This is a genomic window from Nocardia jejuensis NBRC 103114, assembly GCF_001613145.1.
GTDB lineage: Bacteria > Actinomycetota > Actinomycetes > Mycobacteriales > Mycobacteriaceae > Nocardia > Nocardia jejuensis.
The window spans coordinates 133,762-150,521 of record NZ_BDBU01000016.1 but is presented as its reverse complement, the minus strand read 5'-3'; the positions used below and the strand labels follow the sequence as shown (position 1 = coordinate 150,521).

Sequence of the window (16,760 nt, the reverse complement as noted above, 5' to 3'; positions counted from 1 at the left end):
TCGGCGGAGGGATCGCCTGCTCACAGCCGACGAAGGCGAGATCGTGAGGTCGTCCTACCGCGTGCCCGGGGAGGCCGTGATCCCGGGGGCGTGGCAGGCTTGGGGGTATGAGTGAGTTGTCGCATGTCGACGGGGAAGGCCGCGCCCGGATGGTCGACGTGAGCGCCAAGGCGGATACCGCCCGGGTCGCCGTCGCCACCGGAGAGTTGCGGACGACCCCGGAGGTGGTGCGGCTGGTGCGCGCCGACAACATGCCCAAGGCCGATGTGCTGACCACCGCGCGACTGGCCGGGATCAACGGGGCCAAGAAAACATCGGAGTTGATTCCGCTGTGCCATCAGCTGGCGCTGTCGTCGGTGAAGGTGGAATTCGCCTTCACGCAGGACTCGATCACCATCGAGGCGACGGCGAAGACCAAGGGCCCCACCGGGGTCGAGATGGAGGCGCTCACCGCCGTCGCGGTCGCGGGGCTCACGCTGCACGACATGATCAAGGCGGTGGATCCGGCCGCCACGCTCGACGGGGTGCGGCTGCTCACCAAAGATGGTGGCAAGCACGGGCACTGGGTGCGCGAGACGGTGCTCGCCGAGCGACACGCGGAGAGCGCGACCGCTGAATCGGCGTCCGGTCAGCACGCCCATCACGGCGAGTCGGATCGACACGGGCACACCGATACACCTGGGCACCAGGAACACTCGAAGCCCGGCGCGGACGCACCGATCGGCGACGGACAGGCGGCGGTCGTGCTCGTCGCGTCCACCGGCGCCGCGGCCGGAACCCGAGTCGACACCACCGGCCCTGTCCTCGCGAAATGGCTGGGCACGCAGGGTTTCTCGGTGCGCGGACCGCTGGTCTACGCGGACGCGGAGATCTCGGCGGGCTTCGCCGACGCCCTGACCGGCGCCCCGGCCCTGATCATCAGCACCGGCGGGACCGGAGCCTCGCCCACCGACGCGACCCCGGAGGCGACCCTCGCGGTGCTGGATCGCGAACTCCCCGGCGTCGCCGAGGCCATCCGTCAGCGCGGTACCGCGACGTTCCCGCTCGCCGCGCTGAGCCGAGGCGTCGCGGGCCTGGCCGGGCGCACGGTGATCGTGAACCTGCCCGGCTCCCCCGGCGGAGTAAAAGACGGAATCTCGGTGTTGAATCCACTGCTCGGACATTTGCTGGCCCAGGTGGCCGGAGGAGGCAGCCATGAGTGACGCCGCCCTGCTGGCTCGGATCAGCGATCTACCCCTGGACCCCGACGAGGTCGAGAAGGCGGTCACCGGGCCCGAACACGGCGCGGTCGTGGTGTTCACCGGCAAGGTCCGCGATCACGATGGCGGGCAAGCGGTCTCGGCTCTGGAGTACTCCGCCCACCCCGAGGCGGAGAAATTCCTCCGCAAGATCTGCGCCGAGGTGGCCGCGTCCTCCGGGCTCCCGGTGGCCGCGATCCATCGCATCGGCCCGCTCACCATCGGCGATCTGGCCATCACCGTGGCGGTGGCCGCCCCGCATCGCGCGGACGCTTTCAGCACCTGCGCACTCCTGGTGGACCGCATCAAACATGAGGTCCCGATCTGGAAGCGCCAGCAATTCACCGACGGTCTCTCGGAATGGGTCAACGCCTGCTGAGTTCGTGTGCCGACGCAATGTCGGCGCCGCCGCGTGGGCGCTGTGATCCCTCCGGCGCAGTGCAGTGTCGAGTACCGACTCGTTCTGGGCTTCGCGGCGCGCGAATGACCACGCATTGTGCGAGCCAGGAGTTTCGGGAGTTTCTGCGGTGAATTTCGCGCGAGTTCACCCGGTTCGGTGTGGTCGAAGAGAAGGTCCGGGAGAAAAGCCGTAGCGGTCGCCGAGTTTCCGCCGTGGAAAAGAATCCGCGCCGACGGCGGAAATTTGTCGAGCATGCCTTTCCTCGGCACTCACCCCATTTCACCCACGGGGTTTGTCCGAACGACCAATCGGAGCGGTCGTTTCGCCCGGCGTTTTGTCACCGGAACCAGCGGCCCCGGTGACGCGGGTAGGACACAGTGGGGCGAGAGGTATTTCGACCACGAGAGGCGGCCATGACCGAATCGACCGGCAAGATCGTGCTCGGCCCGCATCAGTACGGCAAGGCCGAGAACCGGGTGGTGCGCATCTACCGTGACACCGACCGGCACGAGATCCGCGACTTGAACGTATCGTCGTGCCTGCGTGGCGCTTTCGACGACGCCTACACCCTCGGCGATCAAGGTGCGGTGCTGCCCACCGATTCGCAGAAGCAGACCATGTTCGTGTACGCCAAGACGCACGGCGACGGCAGCATCGAACAGTACGGGCAGGCCCTGGCCCGGCACTTCGTGGACGAGGTGCGGCCGGTGGACTCGGCGCGCATCGAGATCCAGGAGTACGCGTGGCAGCGGGTGCCGGTGCACGGACAGGAGCACGACCACTCCTGGACCCGGGTCGGCCCGGAGGTGCGGATCGCGGCGATCACGGTGAGCGGCAAGGGTTCCTCGCAACGCGAATGGGTGATCGGCGGCGTGCGGGATCTGGTGATCCTCAAATCCACCGGGTCGGAGTTCGCGGGATTCCTGACCGACGAGTTCACGGTGCTGGAACCGGATTACGACCGCATTCTCGCGACCAGTCTCACCGCCCGCTGGCGTTTCGCGACGGCGCCGCAGGACTGGGACGCCGCGTACGAGGGCATCCGGGGCGTCATGATCGCGACCTTCGCCACGCTGCACTCGAAGGCGTTGCAGCAGACGCTGTTCGAGATGGGCAAGGCGGCGCTGGAGGCGTATCCCTGCCTGGCGGAGGTTCGCCTGTCCGCACCCAACAAACACCATTTCTCCTATGACATCGCCCGATTCGGCGTGGAGAACAACGGTGAGGTGTTCTACGCGGCCGATCGCCCCTACGGCCTCATCCAGGCCGGCGTCCTGCGCGAGGGCGCCCCGGAGGCCGGAACCGCCTGGGATGCGTACACCGGCGTGATGTAGCCGGGCCACCGCTGGGCCGGAGCTACACCACCGCAGGCAGACTCGCGATCGTGCGCACCGCCAGGTACAGATCCAAGCGGTCGTCCAGACGCCCGAGGTCGCGGCCCGTGAGCTCCTCGATCCGCCCGATTCGATAGCGAACGGTATTGAGGTGCACCCGCATTCGATCCGCGGCCTGCCGCCAGGAACCCTCGCAGGCGAGGAAGACTTCGAGGGTTTCCAGTAGCCCGGCCCCGGTCTTGCGGTCGTAGTCCAGGACCGGGCCGAGTACCCGCTCGGCGAACCGGCGCTGCAGACCGCCGGGCACCGCGGTGAAAAGCCCTACCGCCGAGTCGATGTCGGCGATGCGAACGCTCACGGCCGCCGCGTCGTCCCGGGCCGCCGTGGCGGCGGCGGTCGCCGCGGCCACCGCGCCCGAGAGCGGTTCGTCCCGCTGTTGCGCGCCGACTCCGAAGGCCAGCCGGACGCCGTCGAGTGCGGGCGCGAGCCGGCCGATGCGCCGGCGCACGACAGCGGCGATCTCGTCCTGGGTTCCGGTCACGACGCCGATCAGCCGACCCTCGCGATCCATCGCGGTGCTGACGCCGGGGATGGCGTCGTGCACCGCCGCGCGCACCGCCGCCAGGCCCGCCGACATCCGCGACGTGGAGGTCGAGGTGTCCTCGAGCAGCGCGACAGCGGAAGCGTCGCAGTCTCGTTCGAGCGCCATGTGCGCCGGTTGCGGCGGCGCGAGCGGCACGGTTCCGGTGGCGTGGATCTCGCAGACGAGCGCGGCCATCGGCACGCCCGGACGCTCGGGGAAGGGCGCCGCGATCCGATCGGCGAGCTCCCAGTCCAGGCGCAGGCGGTCGATACGGCGCTGCCGGTACAGCTCTGCGACGGCGGCCAGATCGGGACCGAAGGGCTCCGGATCCGGGTCCGCCGGGCGAAACACCAGATACCAGGCGGTGATTCGATCACCCGCGCCGACCTGCAGCACCCGCATCGCACCGGTGGTGACGGCGGGCAGCCGGGGCGCACCGAGCGCGGTGGCCACGATCCGGTCCAGCTCCTGCGACGACAACTCCTCGGTGCCGGTGATGACGGTGCCGGTCGAGGTCACCAACCAGGCCGAGATGTCCTGCTCCGCGGCGATATCGGTGAGCAGTTCGTCCATGGTGCTGCCCGCGGCGACCGAGTCAAGTAGCCGGCGCTGCCGATCGGCCCGCGATCGCACACGCCGCCAGCGCGTGTCGGCGGCCTGCTCGGCGAGATACTCGATGATCCGGCTGAACGGGACGCTCGGCGGCGCGGACAGCAGTGGCAGACCGTGTCTTTCGCACGCTGCCACCACATCCTCGGGCACATGCCCGTGCAGGGCCCGACCGGCGACCACGCCCACCGCGCCCGCGTCGGCGAGCATGCGCACATAGCGTTCGGAGTCCCCGGCCTCGGTGCGCCAGATCAGCCCGGTGCACACCAGCGCGCCCGGCGTCACGAACGGCCGGGGGTCGGGCATATCGGTGGCGCACACCCGTGCCACCGGCCGCTGCAGCTCCGCGTCGTCCCCGTGGAGCAGCCGCATCCGCAGTCGCGGCGCATCCAGAATGTCCCGCACCCGCACGGCGCACCTCCCGTGATCGGCCCGTTGCGCTCACGGTAGGACCGCGGTATTGCCGCGACGTTTCACCCATGCTGCCGAGGGCTCACAGACCGTGCGCGATCCTCTCGGCGCGCGAGTGGCCGGCGGATCCGGGGGACGGGTGGCGCACGTCCCCGCCGGATGCGGCGGCCGGATCGGTAGGGTGTCGCGGGTGAGTCGGCGCATACCTGTTCTGATCGTGGCCGGATTTCTCGGCGCCGGGAAGACGACGCTGCTCAATCGCCTGCTACGGAGCCGGAATGTGCGGATCGGGGTCGTGGTCAACGACTTCGGGGCCGTGAACATCGACGCCATGCTGGTGGCCGGGCAGGTCGACGCCATGGTGTCACTGGGCAACGGCTGCGTGTGCTGCGCGGTGGACATCGACGAACTCGACGGCCTGTTCGACCGTCTCGCGCAGCCCAAGCAGCGCATCGACGTCATCGTGGTGGAGGCCAGCGGACTCGCCGAGCCCCGCAACCTGATTCGCATGGTCGCGGGCAGCGACAATCCGCGCATCCGCTACGGCGGGCTGGTCGAGGTCGTCGATGCCGAGCACTTCGCGCGGAGCCGGGCTCGGCATCCCGAGCTCGCCACGCACCTGCGCATGGCCGATCTGGTCGTGGTGAACAAGGCCGACCGCGTCACCCCCGAGGCTCTCGAAACCCTGCGCACCGAGGTCTCCGAGCTGGCGGGGCAGGTCCCGGTGTATTCGACCAGCCACGGCCGCGTCGATCCCGGTCTGCTGTTCGACATCCCCGCGCTCGAGACCCGCGCACCGCGGGTGGGGGAACAACTCAGCTTCGACGAACTGCTCCTGGCCGAGGGCCACTCCCGGGACGCGGCTCATGATCACGACGACTGCGATCACGACAACGGCGACGGCGACGGCCAGCACTCCTGCGCACCGCATCGCCACCTGCACGACGGCTACGACACCGTCTCGTTCACCAGCACCACCGACCTCAACCCGCGCGAGCTCATCGAATTCCTCGAAGACCCGCCACAGGGACTGTTCCGAACCAAGGGCGTCCTGGCCTTCGCCGTCCCCGAGGACACCCGAAAGTTCGTCCTGCACATGGTCGGCCGCCACATCACCCTCGAGCCCACAGCCTGGGGCCGCCACGAACCCCGCACCAGCTCCCTGGTCATGATCGGCTCCGGCCTCGACACCGACGCCGCGCTGAAACGCCTCGAGGCCACCGCCCACACCGACCCCGTTCCCCTGGACGATCAAGCCCTGCTCCCGATCTGGCGCTACGTCCCCCTCGAAGACCCCGACCCGAGCACCGAGGACTGACGCCGCGCACGGCATCGGGCTCCACGACCGACGGATTCGCTCTGATCGATCGGGCGTGTTGCGGCTGATCCTCGCCTCCGGCCGCGACGAGCCAGGTACCGGATGTCGACTGTTCGCCCGGCGGCCGGACACGGGCGCTGCGGCCGCGGGGCCTTCGCTCCGCGGGGGTCGCAGGATGTCGCTACATCTCGGCGGTCGTCACAACACCAGCGCCGTCTTCGTGACACGCAGGGTCCGGACGGCCCTCGCGACGGCGAGGTGATGACGCACACAGGGCGGTGCCATAGCCTGGCGGCGTGCGCGTGGTCATAGCAAATCGGGGAGAAATCGCGGTTCGGGTTGTTCGGACCGCGCGGGAACGTGGGTACCGGACAGCGGTGCTGCACACGGCCGAGGAGGCGGCGGGGCTGCCGGTCCGGCTGGCGGATGCGGGCGTGCCGCTGCCGGGCGCCGGGGCCGGGGCCTACCTGGATGTGGGGGCCGTGGTCACCGCGGCCCTGACCGCGGGGCCCGGTGCGCTGGTCCATCCGGGATACGGGTTCCTCAGTGAGAGTGGTGAATTCGCGGCGGCCTGCGCGGCGGCGGGACTGGTGTTCGTTGGCCCCTCGCCGGAGGTGCTGCGGGTGTTCGGGGACAAGGTGGCGGCGCGAGCGGCCGCCGAGAAGGCCGGGGTCGCGGTGCTCGCGGCCACCCGGGCCGGAGCCGGGGTGGCCGAGATCGAGGAGTTGCTGGCCGCGCATCCGGGCGGGGTGATGGTGAAGGCCGCGGCGGGCGGCGGCGGACGCGGGATGCGACCGGTGCGCGATCCCGCACTGGTGGCGGAGGTACACGAACGCTGCCGCGCCGAGGCGGCGGCGGGATTCGGGGACGACACCGTGTACGCCGAGGCGCTGGTCACCGAGGCGAGGCACATCGAGGTGCAGGTGATCGCGGACGGGACGAGCGCGGTCACGCTCGGGGATCGCGACTGCAGCGTGCAGCGCCGGAACCAGAAGCTGGTCGAGGTCGCACCCGCCCCGGATCTGGCGTCGGCACTGCGCGATCGGTTGCATCGCGACGCGGTGCGGATCGCCGAATCGGTGGGCTGCCGCGGGGTGATCACGGTGGAGTTCCTGGTCGCCGGCGACGAGGCGTGGTTCCTGGAGGTGAATCCGCGTCTGCAGGTGGAACATACGGTCACCGAGGCGGTGACCGGTGTGGATCTGGTCGCGGTGCAGCTCGATCTGGCGCTGGGTCGCACGCTGGCGGAGCTCGGCCTGCCCGACGGTGGATCGCGCGGCACCGCGGTACAGGTGCGAGTCAACGCGGAGCTGCTCGCCGCCGACGGCGCGGTCTGGCCCAGCACCGGCGTCATCACCGAGTTCGGCGCACCCACCGGGATCGGCGTGCGCGTGGATACCGCGGCCCGGACGGGCATGCGCCACAGCGTGCACTTCGATTCCCTGCTCGCCAAGATCGTCGCCCACGGGCCCACGTATCCCGCTGCGGTACAGCGCTGTTCGGACGCCCTCGCCGAAACCGTGGTCACCGGCGTCGACACCAACATCCCGCTGCTGCGCGCCGTGCTGGACGACCTCGCGACCGCAGGCCCGGTGACCACCGCCTGGTTCGAACAGAACCTGACCGCCCTCCGCGCGAGCGCGGAGGCGTACGTCGTCCCCGCGATGTCAGCGGCCTCGACCGACCCGCTCAGCGGTGCCGTCGAAGCATCCTCACCGAGCGCGAGTCGATCGGCACTCGCCGACCTCACCGGTACCGGCTCCACCGCAACGGTTCTCGAAATCGGCGGCGGCGCCGGCGGCGGTCGGTCGATCGGCGCTGCCGCCACGGAAGCCGAGAGTTTCGCGGCGGCGGACGGCGAGCACGCGTTGCGGTCTCCGATGGGTGCGACGGTGGTGTCGCTCGCCCCGATCGGCGCGGTGATCCCCGCGGGGGCGGAGGTCGCGGTGCTGGAGGCGATGAAGATGCAGCATGTGCTGCGCGCCGGAGAATCGCTCACGGTGCTGCGGCATGCCGTCGCTCCGGGCGATGTGGTGGATCCGCACGATCCGCTGCTCGTCTGGGCCGAGACCGAGCACGACGGACCGGACCTGGAATCGACCGCGGTGGACCTGGATTCGATCCGCGACGACCTGGCCGAAGTGCGCACCCGACACGAGACGACGCGGGATGCCGCGCGCGAGGAGGCCGTCGGCAAGCGGCATCGGATCGGGCGGCGGACGGCTCGGGAGAACATCGCCGATCTGGTGGACGAGGACAGCTTCGTCGAATACGGCGCGCTCGCCATCGCCGCGCAGCGAGCCCGGCGCAGTCTCGAGGACCTGATCGCCAGGACCCCCGCCGACGGTCTCATCGCCGGCGTCGCCACCATCGACGCCGACCGCTTCGGCGCGGAGCGCTCCCGCGCCGTGGTCATGTCCTACGACTACTCCGTGCTCGCGGGAACCCAGGGCGTGCGCAATCACGCCAAGACCGATCGCATGCTGGAACTCGCACGCGAACAACAGCTTCCGGTGGTGTTCTTCACCGAGGGCGGCGGCGGGCGACCCGGTGACACCGACCACGGCGGCATCTCCGGACTGGAGGTCACCACCTTCCGCGCCATGGCCGCCCTGTCCGGCCGGGTACCGCTGATCGGCATCGTGTCGGGCCGCTGTTTCGCCGGAAACGCCGCCCTGCTGGGCATGTGCGATGTCGTGATCGCCACGCCCGACGCCAATATCGGCATGGGCGGGCCCGCCATGATCGAAGGCGGCGGCCTGGGCGTCTACTCCCCCGAGGACATCGGCCCGATCGAGGTGCAGCGTCGCAACGGCGTGGTGCACGTGGTCGCCGCCGACGAGGCGGAGGCCGTCGCCGTCGCCCGCGACTATCTGGCCTATTTCCAAGGGGCCGTGGCGGAGTGGGAAGCTCCCGACCCGCGCCTGTCCCGCCACGTGGTGCCGGAGAACCGGTTGCACGCCTTCGATATCCGGGCCGCGATCGACTCCGTCGCCGATCTCGGTTCCGTCCTCGAACTGCGCCGGGACTGGGGAATCGGCGTCGTCACCGCGCTGATCCGGGTGGAGGGCCGCGCGTTCGGCCTGATCGCCAACGATTGCCATCATCTCGGCGGCGCGATCGACGCTCCCGCCGCCGACAAGCTGAGCGCCTTCCTGCGATTGTGCGGCGCGCACCACCTGCCGATCGTCTCCCTGTGCGACACACCGGGTTTCATGGTCGGCCCGGACGCGGAGAAACACGCCACCGTCACCAAGTTCAGCCGCCTGTTCATCGACGCGGCCGCGCTGGAGGTTCCCTTCGGCACCGTCATCCTGCGCAAGGGCTACGGCCTCGGCGCACAGGCCATGGCCGCCGGATCCTTCCGTGCTCCCCGCTTCGTCATCGCCTGGCCCACCGGCGAAATCGGCGGCATGGGCCTGGAAGGCGCTGTCCGCCTGGGCTTCGCCAAGGAACTGGCGGCCATCGAAGACCCCGTCCACCGCCGGGAAGCCTTCGACGCCCTGGTGGCAGCCGCCTACGCCAGCGGCAGAGCCCTGACCGCGGCCACCGCCCTGGAACTCGACGACGTCATCGATCCCGCCGACACCCGCCGCTGGCTGCGCACCCTGCGCTGAGAGTCCCCCACCGAGCCTGCCGGGTGGCCGCACCTCTGCCTGGTCGCCCGCGGCCCCGATTCCCGGCCCATCGGAATCGGTTCGGCGGCACTGCGATTCGAGTGAACGACCGAGCCCCCGCCGCCACGAGGATTCGCGGCGGCGGGGGCTCGGGCACGGAACTCAGGAGGTCGGCAGCTCCGGGATGCGGGTCGCCCGCGCGTAGACGGTCTCCCCCTCGTTCAGGTGCAGCGCCTCGGCGTCGCCGCGCGTCACCTGCGCGGTGAACACGTCACCCGTCGCCGCATTGCGCAGTTCCACGCGCACTTCGAAGCCCAGGTGCACGACTCGCTCGACGGTCGCGCGGGTGACGCCCGCGGACTGCGCGGTGCCCTCGTGCGCCGCCAGCGCCATGCTCGGATCACGGCCGACGCGAATATCGTGCGGCCGCACCAGATGTCCGTTGAGCTTGGCCACCGCGCCCAGGAACGACATCACGAAGTCGTTCTCGGGCCGGTCGTACACATCGCTCGGCGTGCCGACCTGCTCGATGCGGCCCTTGTTCATCACCGCGATCCGGTCGGCCACGTCCAGCGCCTCCTCCTGGTCGTGGGTGACCAGCACGGTGGTGACGTGGACTTCCTCGTGCAGACGCCGCAGCCAGGTGCGCAGATCCGCGCGCACCTTCGCGTCGAGAGCGCCGAACGGCTCGTCCAGCAGCAACACCTGCGGATCCACCGCCAGCGCGCGGGCCAGGGCCATGCGCTGGCGCTGGCCGCCCGAGAGCTGCGCGGGATAGCGATGCTGGAACCCGTCGAGTCCGACGATCTCGAGCAGGTCGTCGACCTTCTTCTTGATCTCGGGCTTGGGCCGCTTGCGGATCTCGAGTCCGAACGCCACATTGTCGCGCACGGTCATGTGCTTGAACGCCGCGTAATGCTGGAACACGAAACCGATATCGCGTTTCTGCGGCGACACCCGGGTCACATCCTTGCCCGCGATCACCACCACGCCGCTGTCGAGCGATTCGAGCCCGGCGATGGACCGCAGCAGCGTCGACTTGCCCGAACCGGACGGGCCGAGCAGCGCGGTCAGCTCACCGGAGGGAATCTCCAGGCTGACGTCGTCCAGTGCCGCGAAGGTGCCGTAGTGCTTGTTCGCATTGGTCACGGTGATCATTTGGCATTGCCCCGCTTGCGCTCGAGGAGGGTCATCAACAGAAGAACGACGAGGGCGATACCCATCAGCAGCGTCGCCGCGCTGTACGCGCCGAAAGTGTTGTGGTCATTGATGTATCGGCCGTGCACCAGCAGGGTCAGCGTCTGCGACTTGCCCGGCAGCGCCGTGGACACCATGATCACCGCACCGAACTCGCCCAGCGCACGCGCCACGGTGAGCACCACGCCGTAGGTCAGGCCCCACCGGATGGCGGGCAGCGTGATCCGCCAGAACGTCTGCCATCCGGACGCGCCGAGGGTGGCGGCGGCCTGCTCCTGATCGTCGCCGATCTCGTGCAGGACCGGCTCCACCTCGCGCACCACGAACGGCAGCGTCACGAAAATGGTGGCCAGCACCATGCCGGGCAGATTGAAGATGACCTTCAACCCGTGATGCTCCAGCCCGCCGAACCAGCCGCCCGCACCCCACAGCAGAATCAGCGATACACCCACCACGACAGGCGACACCGCGAACGGCAGGTCCACCAGTCCCTGAACCAGGGTGCGGCCGGGGAACTTTCCGCGCACCAGCGCGATCGCGGTGATGACACCGAACACCACATTGAGCGGCACCACGATCACCACGATGATCAGCGAGAGCTGGAACGCCGAGACCGCCGCCGGGGTGGTGATCGAATCGACGAACGCCATGATCCCGCGTTCGAAGGTGCGCCAGATGATGATGCCCAGCGGCAGCACCAGCAGCACGAACAGATAGGCCAGCGCGACCGTGCGCAGCGAAATCCTGGTCAGCCCGGACAGTCTCATCGCGACTCCTGCTCCTTGCGCGCCGCCCGATCGGACAGCAGCCGCAGCACCAGCAGCGACGCGAACGAGATCGCCAGCAGCGCAACCGAAACCGCGGCCGCGTTGATCGGCCGGTCGATCTCGATCTGCTGCTGGATGTACTGCGAGGCCACCTGGGTCTCGCGCGGGATGTTGCCGCCGATCAGCACGACCGAACCGTATTCGCCGATGGCGCGGGCGAATGCGAGGCCGCCGCCGCTGATGATGGCCGGAGCCAGCGTCGGCAGCACGATGCGCCGGAAGGTGGTCCAGTTGTCCGCGCCCAGCGAGGCCGCGGCCTGCTCGACCTCGAGATCCACCTCGATGAGCACCGGCTGCACCGAACGCACCACGAACGGCAGCGTCACGAACGCCAGCGCCACCACCAGGCCCGGCTGGGTGGCGTTGAGATGGATGTTCACCGGACTCTGCGGGCCGTACAGCGCCAGCAGCACGATGCTGGCCACGATGGTCGGCAACGCGAACGGCAGATCGATGAGGGCGTTGACGATGCCCTTGCCCGGGAAATCGTCCCGGACCAGCACCCAGGCGATCAGCGTGCCCATGAACACGTTGACCACCGCGACCACCACGGACACGAGCACGGTCACCCGCAGCGCGTCCAGCGCGGCGGGCGCGGTCACCGCGTCCCAGAAGCCGGACCAGCCGTTCTCGAACGAATGAAACGTCAGGGCCGCGAGCGGCAGCAGCACGATGATGCTGAGCCACAGCACGGTGGTCGCGATGCCGAGCGGTCCCACGGACCCACTGACCCGCAACCAGGACAGGCCGGGGCGGGGTCGCCGGGGTTTGTTTGTCGGCGAAACGCCGGGACCAGAAACGGTCCCGGCGTTCGCGCTGCTGTCACTCACGGTATCGAGTATCGCTTGTGCTCCAGGTCACTCGGCTACTTGGTGGCCTTGTCGTAGATCACCGCGACGCTACCGGTGTCCTTGGTGAACAGATCCTTGTCGACCTTCTTCCAGCCGCCGAGGTCGTCGATCGTCCACAGCTTGGTCGGGGTCGGGAAGTCCTTGGCGTACTCGGCCGCGACCTTCGGGTCGACCGGACGGAATCCGGCCGCGGCCCAAGCCTTCTGGCCGGCCGGGGTGAACAGGAAGTCACGGAAGGCGGTCGCCTTCGGCGCGTTCTTGGCGTTCTTGAGCACCGCGACCGGGTTCTCGATCTTGAAGGTCGTCGGCGGGATGAAGTGCTCGATCTTGTCGCCGTTGCGCTCGGAGAAGATGGCCTCGTTCTCGTAGCTCAGCAGCACATCGCCGGTGCCCTGCAGGAAGGTCTCGGTGGCTTCACGGCCCGAGGCCGGCTGCACCTTGACGTGCTCCTTGGAGATCAGCTGCGACAGGTAGTCCAGACCCGCCTGCGGGTTCTTGCCGCCCTCGCTCTTGGCCGCGTACGGGGCCAGCAGGTTCCACTTGGCCGAACCGGAGGAGAACGGGTTCGGGGTCACCACCTCCACACCCGGCTTGAGCAGGTCGTCCCAGTCCTTGATGCCCTTCGGGTTGCCCTTGCGGACCACGATGGCGACCACGGAGCCGAAGGCGATGCCCTTGTCGGCGCCCGCGTTCCAGCTCGCGTCGACCAGACCGGCATCCACCAGGCGGGTGACGTCGGGCTCGACGGAGAAGTTGACGACGTCGGCCTCGGCGCCGTCCTTCACCTTGCGGGACTGATCGCCCGAGGCGCCGTAGGACTGCTGGATCTGCACGCCCTTACCGGCGTCGGTCTTGTTGAATTCCGGAATCACCTTGTCGAAACCGGGCTTCGGGACCGCGTACGCGTAGAGATTCAGGGTGCCGCCGCTGCCGTCGGCCACAGCACCGCCCTCGGTGGAATCGCTGGCGCCGCCGCTGCACGCGGTGAGCGCAACAGCAGCCACCGCGGTCAGAGCGATGCCGATAGATCGGCGAGACAGACGAGAAGTGCGAGACATCCGAGTGGACCTTTCTAGAGCCCCGCCGGAGGGGACGTCGACCGGCGGAAAATCGATGAGCCGTAGACCCGTCGTGCGGGGACCGACACGACGATGGCGCTCCGGCCCGAAGGCCGCCGGGGGACGAACACAGACTGCGAAAGTGCGCGCGCCAGTCTACTCAGACGGGTGCAGCTGTGCCCGGGCGGCAATCACCGACAGTGAATATCCGCGACCACGAGGTAGCCCACGGCAATCAACGCCAATTCATGGCGGACGCGGGGCACAACACTCGATGACACGGGGAAGAATGTAGCAGAGCTACTCGTCGAACAGGAACCGCGAGCACGCGCAGAATCACTGTGAGCGTGCACACGGGGGGGTCACGGTGCCCGGACCCACCGGCAGAGCCTCGATCAGTCGCCGGCCCCGCTCGTCCGCACCGTGCGCGACCTGGGCCGCGACGTCGGGGCGCGGTCCGCGCGATGGGACAGGAAGTGGGTGGGACGTACTCGACGTTCGGCCGATGGTTCCGGCACCAGGATTTCGGGAACGGGGAGGACCGACCTACTCGTCGTCGGCGACGGGCGGGTTCTCCAGGATGTCGAGGATCCACTCTTCCGTGGCGATCTCCGCGTCCTCCTCATCCGGGCGGATGCGGTTGGACAGGCGGACACCGAGGCCGAGGAGCTGCGCGGCCTTCACCATTTCCAGGGCTTCCTCGGCGCCGCAGAGATGAGTGGCGATCAGACGCGGCTCCTCCTCGAAATCCTCTTCGGAGAGCAATACGTCGAGTTCGAGACCTTCATCGGTTGACATGGTGCAGCACAGTACGCCCCGAATTCGCCCGACAGGTACCGAAAGTCGATCAGCGAGTGAACAACCAGGCGACCAGCACGAGAACGAGCAGGGCGATCAGAGCGAGCTGGACGCGCGAACGCGGCATCAGGCGGCTTCCTTCCGGATGCGACGCGGCTGCGCGGCGGTCGCCGCGACTTCCTGGGCGGCCACTCGGTCACGGCCCAGCGCGTGCAGCATCGTGCGCAGGACTCGATCGAGCACGAAGGCGATGACGAAACAGACCGGCACCATGGCGGCCAGCACCACGGCGAACTGGGGGACGAAGGGCAGGCCGGCAACCCACAACTCGACGCCGTCCCACCATCCTGCGATCCGATGCACGACATCAGCCTATGCCGGTGGACCGCCGGTGGACGATTCGGGCTCTTCGGACCGATCATGAGGGTATGGAGTCTTACGACGAGCCGGAGTCCGAGAACAATCGACCGCTCGGCAGCGAGACCGGGTATCTGGGCGGTGATGCGTCCGGACCCGACACGCTGGCACCGCTGACCGGGCGAATCGATCCACCCCGGGAGGGCATCGACCGCCCCGATGTCGAAATGTCCGGCGGATATCTGCCCACCCCCGCCGGAACCACCCACAAGTCGGTGTTCCCGCCCATCGACGATTACGCCTTCCTGTCCGACTGCGAGACCACCTGTCTCATCGCCCGAAACGGGTCGGTGGAATGGATGTGCGTGCCGCGCCCGGACTCCCCCAGCATCTTCGGGGCAATGCTGGACCGCAGCGCCGGACACTTCCGGATCGGCCCGTACGGACGCAATGTGCCCGCCGCACGGCGCTATCTGCCCGGCGGGCTCATCGTGGAGACCACGTGGCAGACCGAGACCGGCTGGCTCATCGTGCGCGACGCGCTGGTGCTGGGCCCCTGGCACAACAACAGCTCCCGCTCCCGGAGCCACCGCCGCACGCCGATGGACTGGGACGCGGAGCACATGCTGCTGCGCACCGTGAAATGCGTGAACGGCGTGGTCGAGCTGGAGATGAGCTGCGAGCCCGCGTTCGACTACCACCGCGGCGGCGCCGATTGGCAGTACAGCGGCGAAGTGTACGAACAGGCGACCGCCAGCTGTGAGATCGACGGCTGCCCGACACTGACCCTCAGCACCAACCTGCGGATCGGCCTGGAGGGCCGTGAGGCCCGCGCGCGCACCCGGATGAAGGAGGGCGACGAGGTCTTCGTGGCGCTGTCCTGGTCGGATCTGCCGGCTCCGAGCACCTTCGAGGAGGCCGCGGAGAAGATGTGGGCGACCACCGAATCCTGGCGGCAGTGGATCACGCTGGGGCGCTTCCCGGATCACCCGTGGCGCGGGTATCTGCAGCGCAGCGCCCTGACCCTGAAGGGCCTGACCTACGCACCGACCGGGGCGCTGATGGCCGCGGCCACCACCTCACTGCCGGAAACTCCACGCGGGGAACGCAACTGGGACTATCGATACACCTGGGTCCGCGACTCGACCTTCGCGCTGTGGGGGCTGTACACCCTCGGCCTGGACCGTGAGGCCGACGATTTCTTCGCCTTCCTGCACGACGTGACCACCGATGCCGACGGGAAACCCGTTCCGCTGCAGGTGCTCTACGGCATCGGCGGGGAACGCGAGATCACCGAATCCGAGCTACCGCACATGTCCGGGTACGACGGCGCGCAACCGGTGCGCGTCGGCAATGACGCGTACAACCAGGATCAGCACGATATCTGGGGCACCATCCTGGATTCGGTGTACCTGCACGTGAAATCGCGCCAGCAGGTCCCGGAAACGTTGTGGCCCATGCTCGAACGCCAGGTTCAGGCCGCGATCGAGAACTGGCGCAACCCCGATCGCGGCATCTGGGAGGTGCGCGGCGAGCCCAAGCACTTCACCTCGTCGAAGATCATGTGCTGGGTGGCGCTGGACCGCGGCACGAAACTCGCCGAGTGGCACGGCGAATACGACTACGCGAAGAAGTGGCACGACATCGCCGAGGAGATCCGCGCCGATATCCTCGACAACGGCGTCAACTCCGAGGGCGTGTTCACCCAGAGCTACGGCAGCGACACCCTGGACGCCTCACTGCTTCTCGCGGTACTGCTGCGCTTCCTGCCGCCGACCGATCACCGCATCCGCGCCACCGTGCTCGCCATCGCCGACGACCTCACCGAGAACGGCCTGGTGCTGCGCTACCGCACCGACACCACCGACGACGGGCTCGCCGGCGAGGAGGGCTCGTTCACCATCTGCTCGTTCTGGCTGGTGTCGGCGCTGGTCGAGATCGGGGAACTCGCCCGTGCGCGGCAACTCTGCGAGCGCCTGCTCGGCTACGCCAGCCCCCTGAAGCTGTACGCCGAGGAGATCGACTCGCACACCGGGCGGCATCTGGGCAACTTCCCCCAGGCGTTCACCCACCTCGCGCTGATCAATGCCGTCATGCACATCATCCGGGCCGAGGAGTCCCACAACGTGGGGCAGTTCCATCCGGCGCATCCCTCGCGCTGA

The 16,760-nt window shown here is 68.8% G+C and carries 14 protein-coding genes; 6 read left to right on the top strand and 8 right to left on the bottom strand.

Translation table 11 applies throughout. From position 1 onward, the window contains the following. Positions 1–107: 107 nt before the first annotated feature. From moaCB to pucL, 3 genes are all read left to right on the top strand, one after another. Positions 108–1,202, top strand: coding sequence for a bifunctional molybdenum cofactor biosynthesis protein MoaC/MoaB (gene moaCB / locus NJ1_RS12695; protein WP_067692348.1), 1,095 nt, complete (start codon positions 108–110; stop codon positions 1,200–1,202). After that, the gene (locus NJ1_RS12690) at positions 1,195–1,617 is read left to right on the top strand and encodes a molybdenum cofactor biosynthesis protein MoaE (RefSeq protein ID WP_067692345.1); all 423 of its coding nucleotides are present in this window, start codon (positions 1,195–1,197) and stop codon (positions 1,615–1,617) included. The genes moaCB and NJ1_RS12690 overlap by 8 nt, the downstream gene beginning before the upstream one ends. A 434-nt stretch (positions 1,618–2,051) precedes the next feature. Further along, entirely contained in the window at positions 2,052–2,972 is a 921-nt protein-coding gene (gene pucL / locus NJ1_RS12685) for a factor-independent urate hydroxylase (RefSeq protein WP_067692342.1), read from the top strand. Between the two features lie 22 nt (positions 2,973–2,994). On the opposite strand, the gene NJ1_RS12680 is transcribed toward pucL, so the two are convergent. Beyond that, entirely contained in the window at positions 2,995–4,569 is a 1,575-nt protein-coding gene (locus NJ1_RS12680) for a PucR family transcriptional regulator (RefSeq protein WP_245717356.1), read from the bottom strand. Between the two features lie 196 nt (positions 4,570–4,765). Between NJ1_RS12680 and NJ1_RS12675 the strand changes: the two genes are divergently transcribed. Together NJ1_RS12675 and NJ1_RS12670 are read left to right on the top strand one after the other, a co-directional pair. After that, on the top strand, positions 4,766–5,893 hold the full coding sequence (locus NJ1_RS12675) for a CobW family GTP-binding protein (protein WP_067692912.1): 1,128 nt from the start codon (positions 4,766–4,768) through the stop codon (positions 5,891–5,893). A gap of 296 nt (positions 5,894–6,189) precedes the next feature. Continuing rightward, positions 6,190–9,510 carry an acetyl-CoA carboxylase family protein gene (locus NJ1_RS12670; RefSeq protein WP_067692336.1) on the top strand — a complete coding sequence of 1,107 codons (3,321 nt, stop codon included), beginning with the start codon at positions 6,190–6,192 and terminating at the stop codon, positions 9,508–9,510. A gap of 162 nt (positions 9,511–9,672) precedes the next feature. Here the strand turns inward: NJ1_RS12670 and NJ1_RS12665 are convergent, their stop codons facing one another. From NJ1_RS12665 to NJ1_RS12640, 7 genes are all read right to left on the bottom strand, one after another. Continuing rightward, a complete protein-coding gene (locus NJ1_RS12665) occupies positions 9,673–10,668 on the bottom strand; it encodes a sulfate/molybdate ABC transporter ATP-binding protein (protein ID WP_067692333.1) in 996 nt (331 codons plus the stop codon). Then, positions 10,665–11,474, bottom strand: coding sequence for a sulfate ABC transporter permease subunit CysW (gene cysW / locus NJ1_RS12660; protein ID WP_067692330.1), 810 nt, complete (start codon positions 11,472–11,474; stop codon positions 10,665–10,667). Before cysW ends, NJ1_RS12665 begins: the two co-directional genes overlap by 4 nt. Next, positions 11,471–12,376, bottom strand: coding sequence for a sulfate ABC transporter permease subunit CysT (gene cysT / locus NJ1_RS12655; RefSeq protein WP_218025186.1), 906 nt, complete (start codon positions 12,374–12,376; stop codon positions 11,471–11,473). The genes cysW and cysT overlap by 4 nt, the downstream gene beginning before the upstream one ends. 23 nt (positions 12,377–12,399) lie before the next feature. Further along, positions 12,400–13,443 (bottom strand): sulfate ABC transporter substrate-binding protein, encoded by a 1,044-nt coding sequence (locus NJ1_RS12650; RefSeq protein ID WP_067692324.1) that lies wholly within the window; start codon positions 13,441–13,443, stop codon positions 12,400–12,402. A gap of 191 nt (positions 13,444–13,634) precedes the next feature. Further along, positions 13,635–13,709: an Ms4533A family Cys-rich leader peptide gene (locus tag NJ1_RS40965; protein WP_369690857.1), complete on the bottom strand. Its 75-nt coding sequence runs from the start codon at positions 13,707–13,709 to the stop codon at positions 13,635–13,637. 280 nt (positions 13,710–13,989) lie between these two features. Next, complete coding sequence (locus tag NJ1_RS12645; RefSeq protein WP_067692321.1) at positions 13,990–14,241, bottom strand: hypothetical protein; 252 nt, start codon at positions 14,239–14,241, stop codon at positions 13,990–13,992. A gap of 126 nt (positions 14,242–14,367) precedes the next feature. After that, entirely contained in the window at positions 14,368–14,604 is a 237-nt protein-coding gene (locus tag NJ1_RS12640) for a hypothetical protein (RefSeq protein WP_067692319.1), read from the bottom strand. A gap of 221 nt (positions 14,605–14,825) precedes the next feature. Between NJ1_RS12640 and NJ1_RS12635 the strand changes: the two genes are divergently transcribed. Continuing rightward, the gene (locus tag NJ1_RS12635; protein ID WP_084478135.1) at positions 14,826–16,760 is read left to right on the top strand and encodes a glycoside hydrolase family 15 protein; all 1,935 of its coding nucleotides are present in this window, start codon (positions 14,826–14,828) and stop codon (positions 16,758–16,760) included.

Bases quoted from the DNA above. Each gene is read 5' to 3' on its own strand.
- moaCB (WP_067692348.1), top strand. From the start codon at position 108: ATGAGTGAGTTGTCGCATGTCGACGGGGAAGGCCGCGCCCGGATGGTC.
- NJ1_RS12690 (WP_067692345.1), top strand. From the start codon at position 1,195: ATGAGTGACGCCGCCCTGCTGGCTCGGATCAGCGATCTACCCCTGGAC.
- pucL (WP_067692342.1), top strand. From the start codon at position 2,052: ATGACCGAATCGACCGGCAAGATCGTGCTCGGCCCGCATCAGTACGGC.
- NJ1_RS12665 (WP_067692333.1), bottom strand. From the start codon at position 10,668: ATGATCACCGTGACCAATGCGAACAAGCACTACGGCACCTTCGCGGCA.
- cysW (WP_067692330.1), bottom strand. From the start codon at position 11,474: ATGAGACTGTCCGGGCTGACCAGGATTTCGCTGCGCACGGTCGCGCTG.
- NJ1_RS12650 (WP_067692324.1), bottom strand. From the start codon at position 13,443: ATGTCTCGCACTTCTCGTCTGTCTCGCCGATCTATCGGCATCGCTCTG.
- NJ1_RS12645 (WP_067692321.1), bottom strand. From the start codon at position 14,241: ATGTCAACCGATGAAGGTCTCGAACTCGACGTATTGCTCTCCGAAGAG.
- NJ1_RS12635 (WP_084478135.1), top strand. From the start codon at position 14,826: ATGTCCGGCGGATATCTGCCCACCCCCGCCGGAACCACCCACAAGTCG.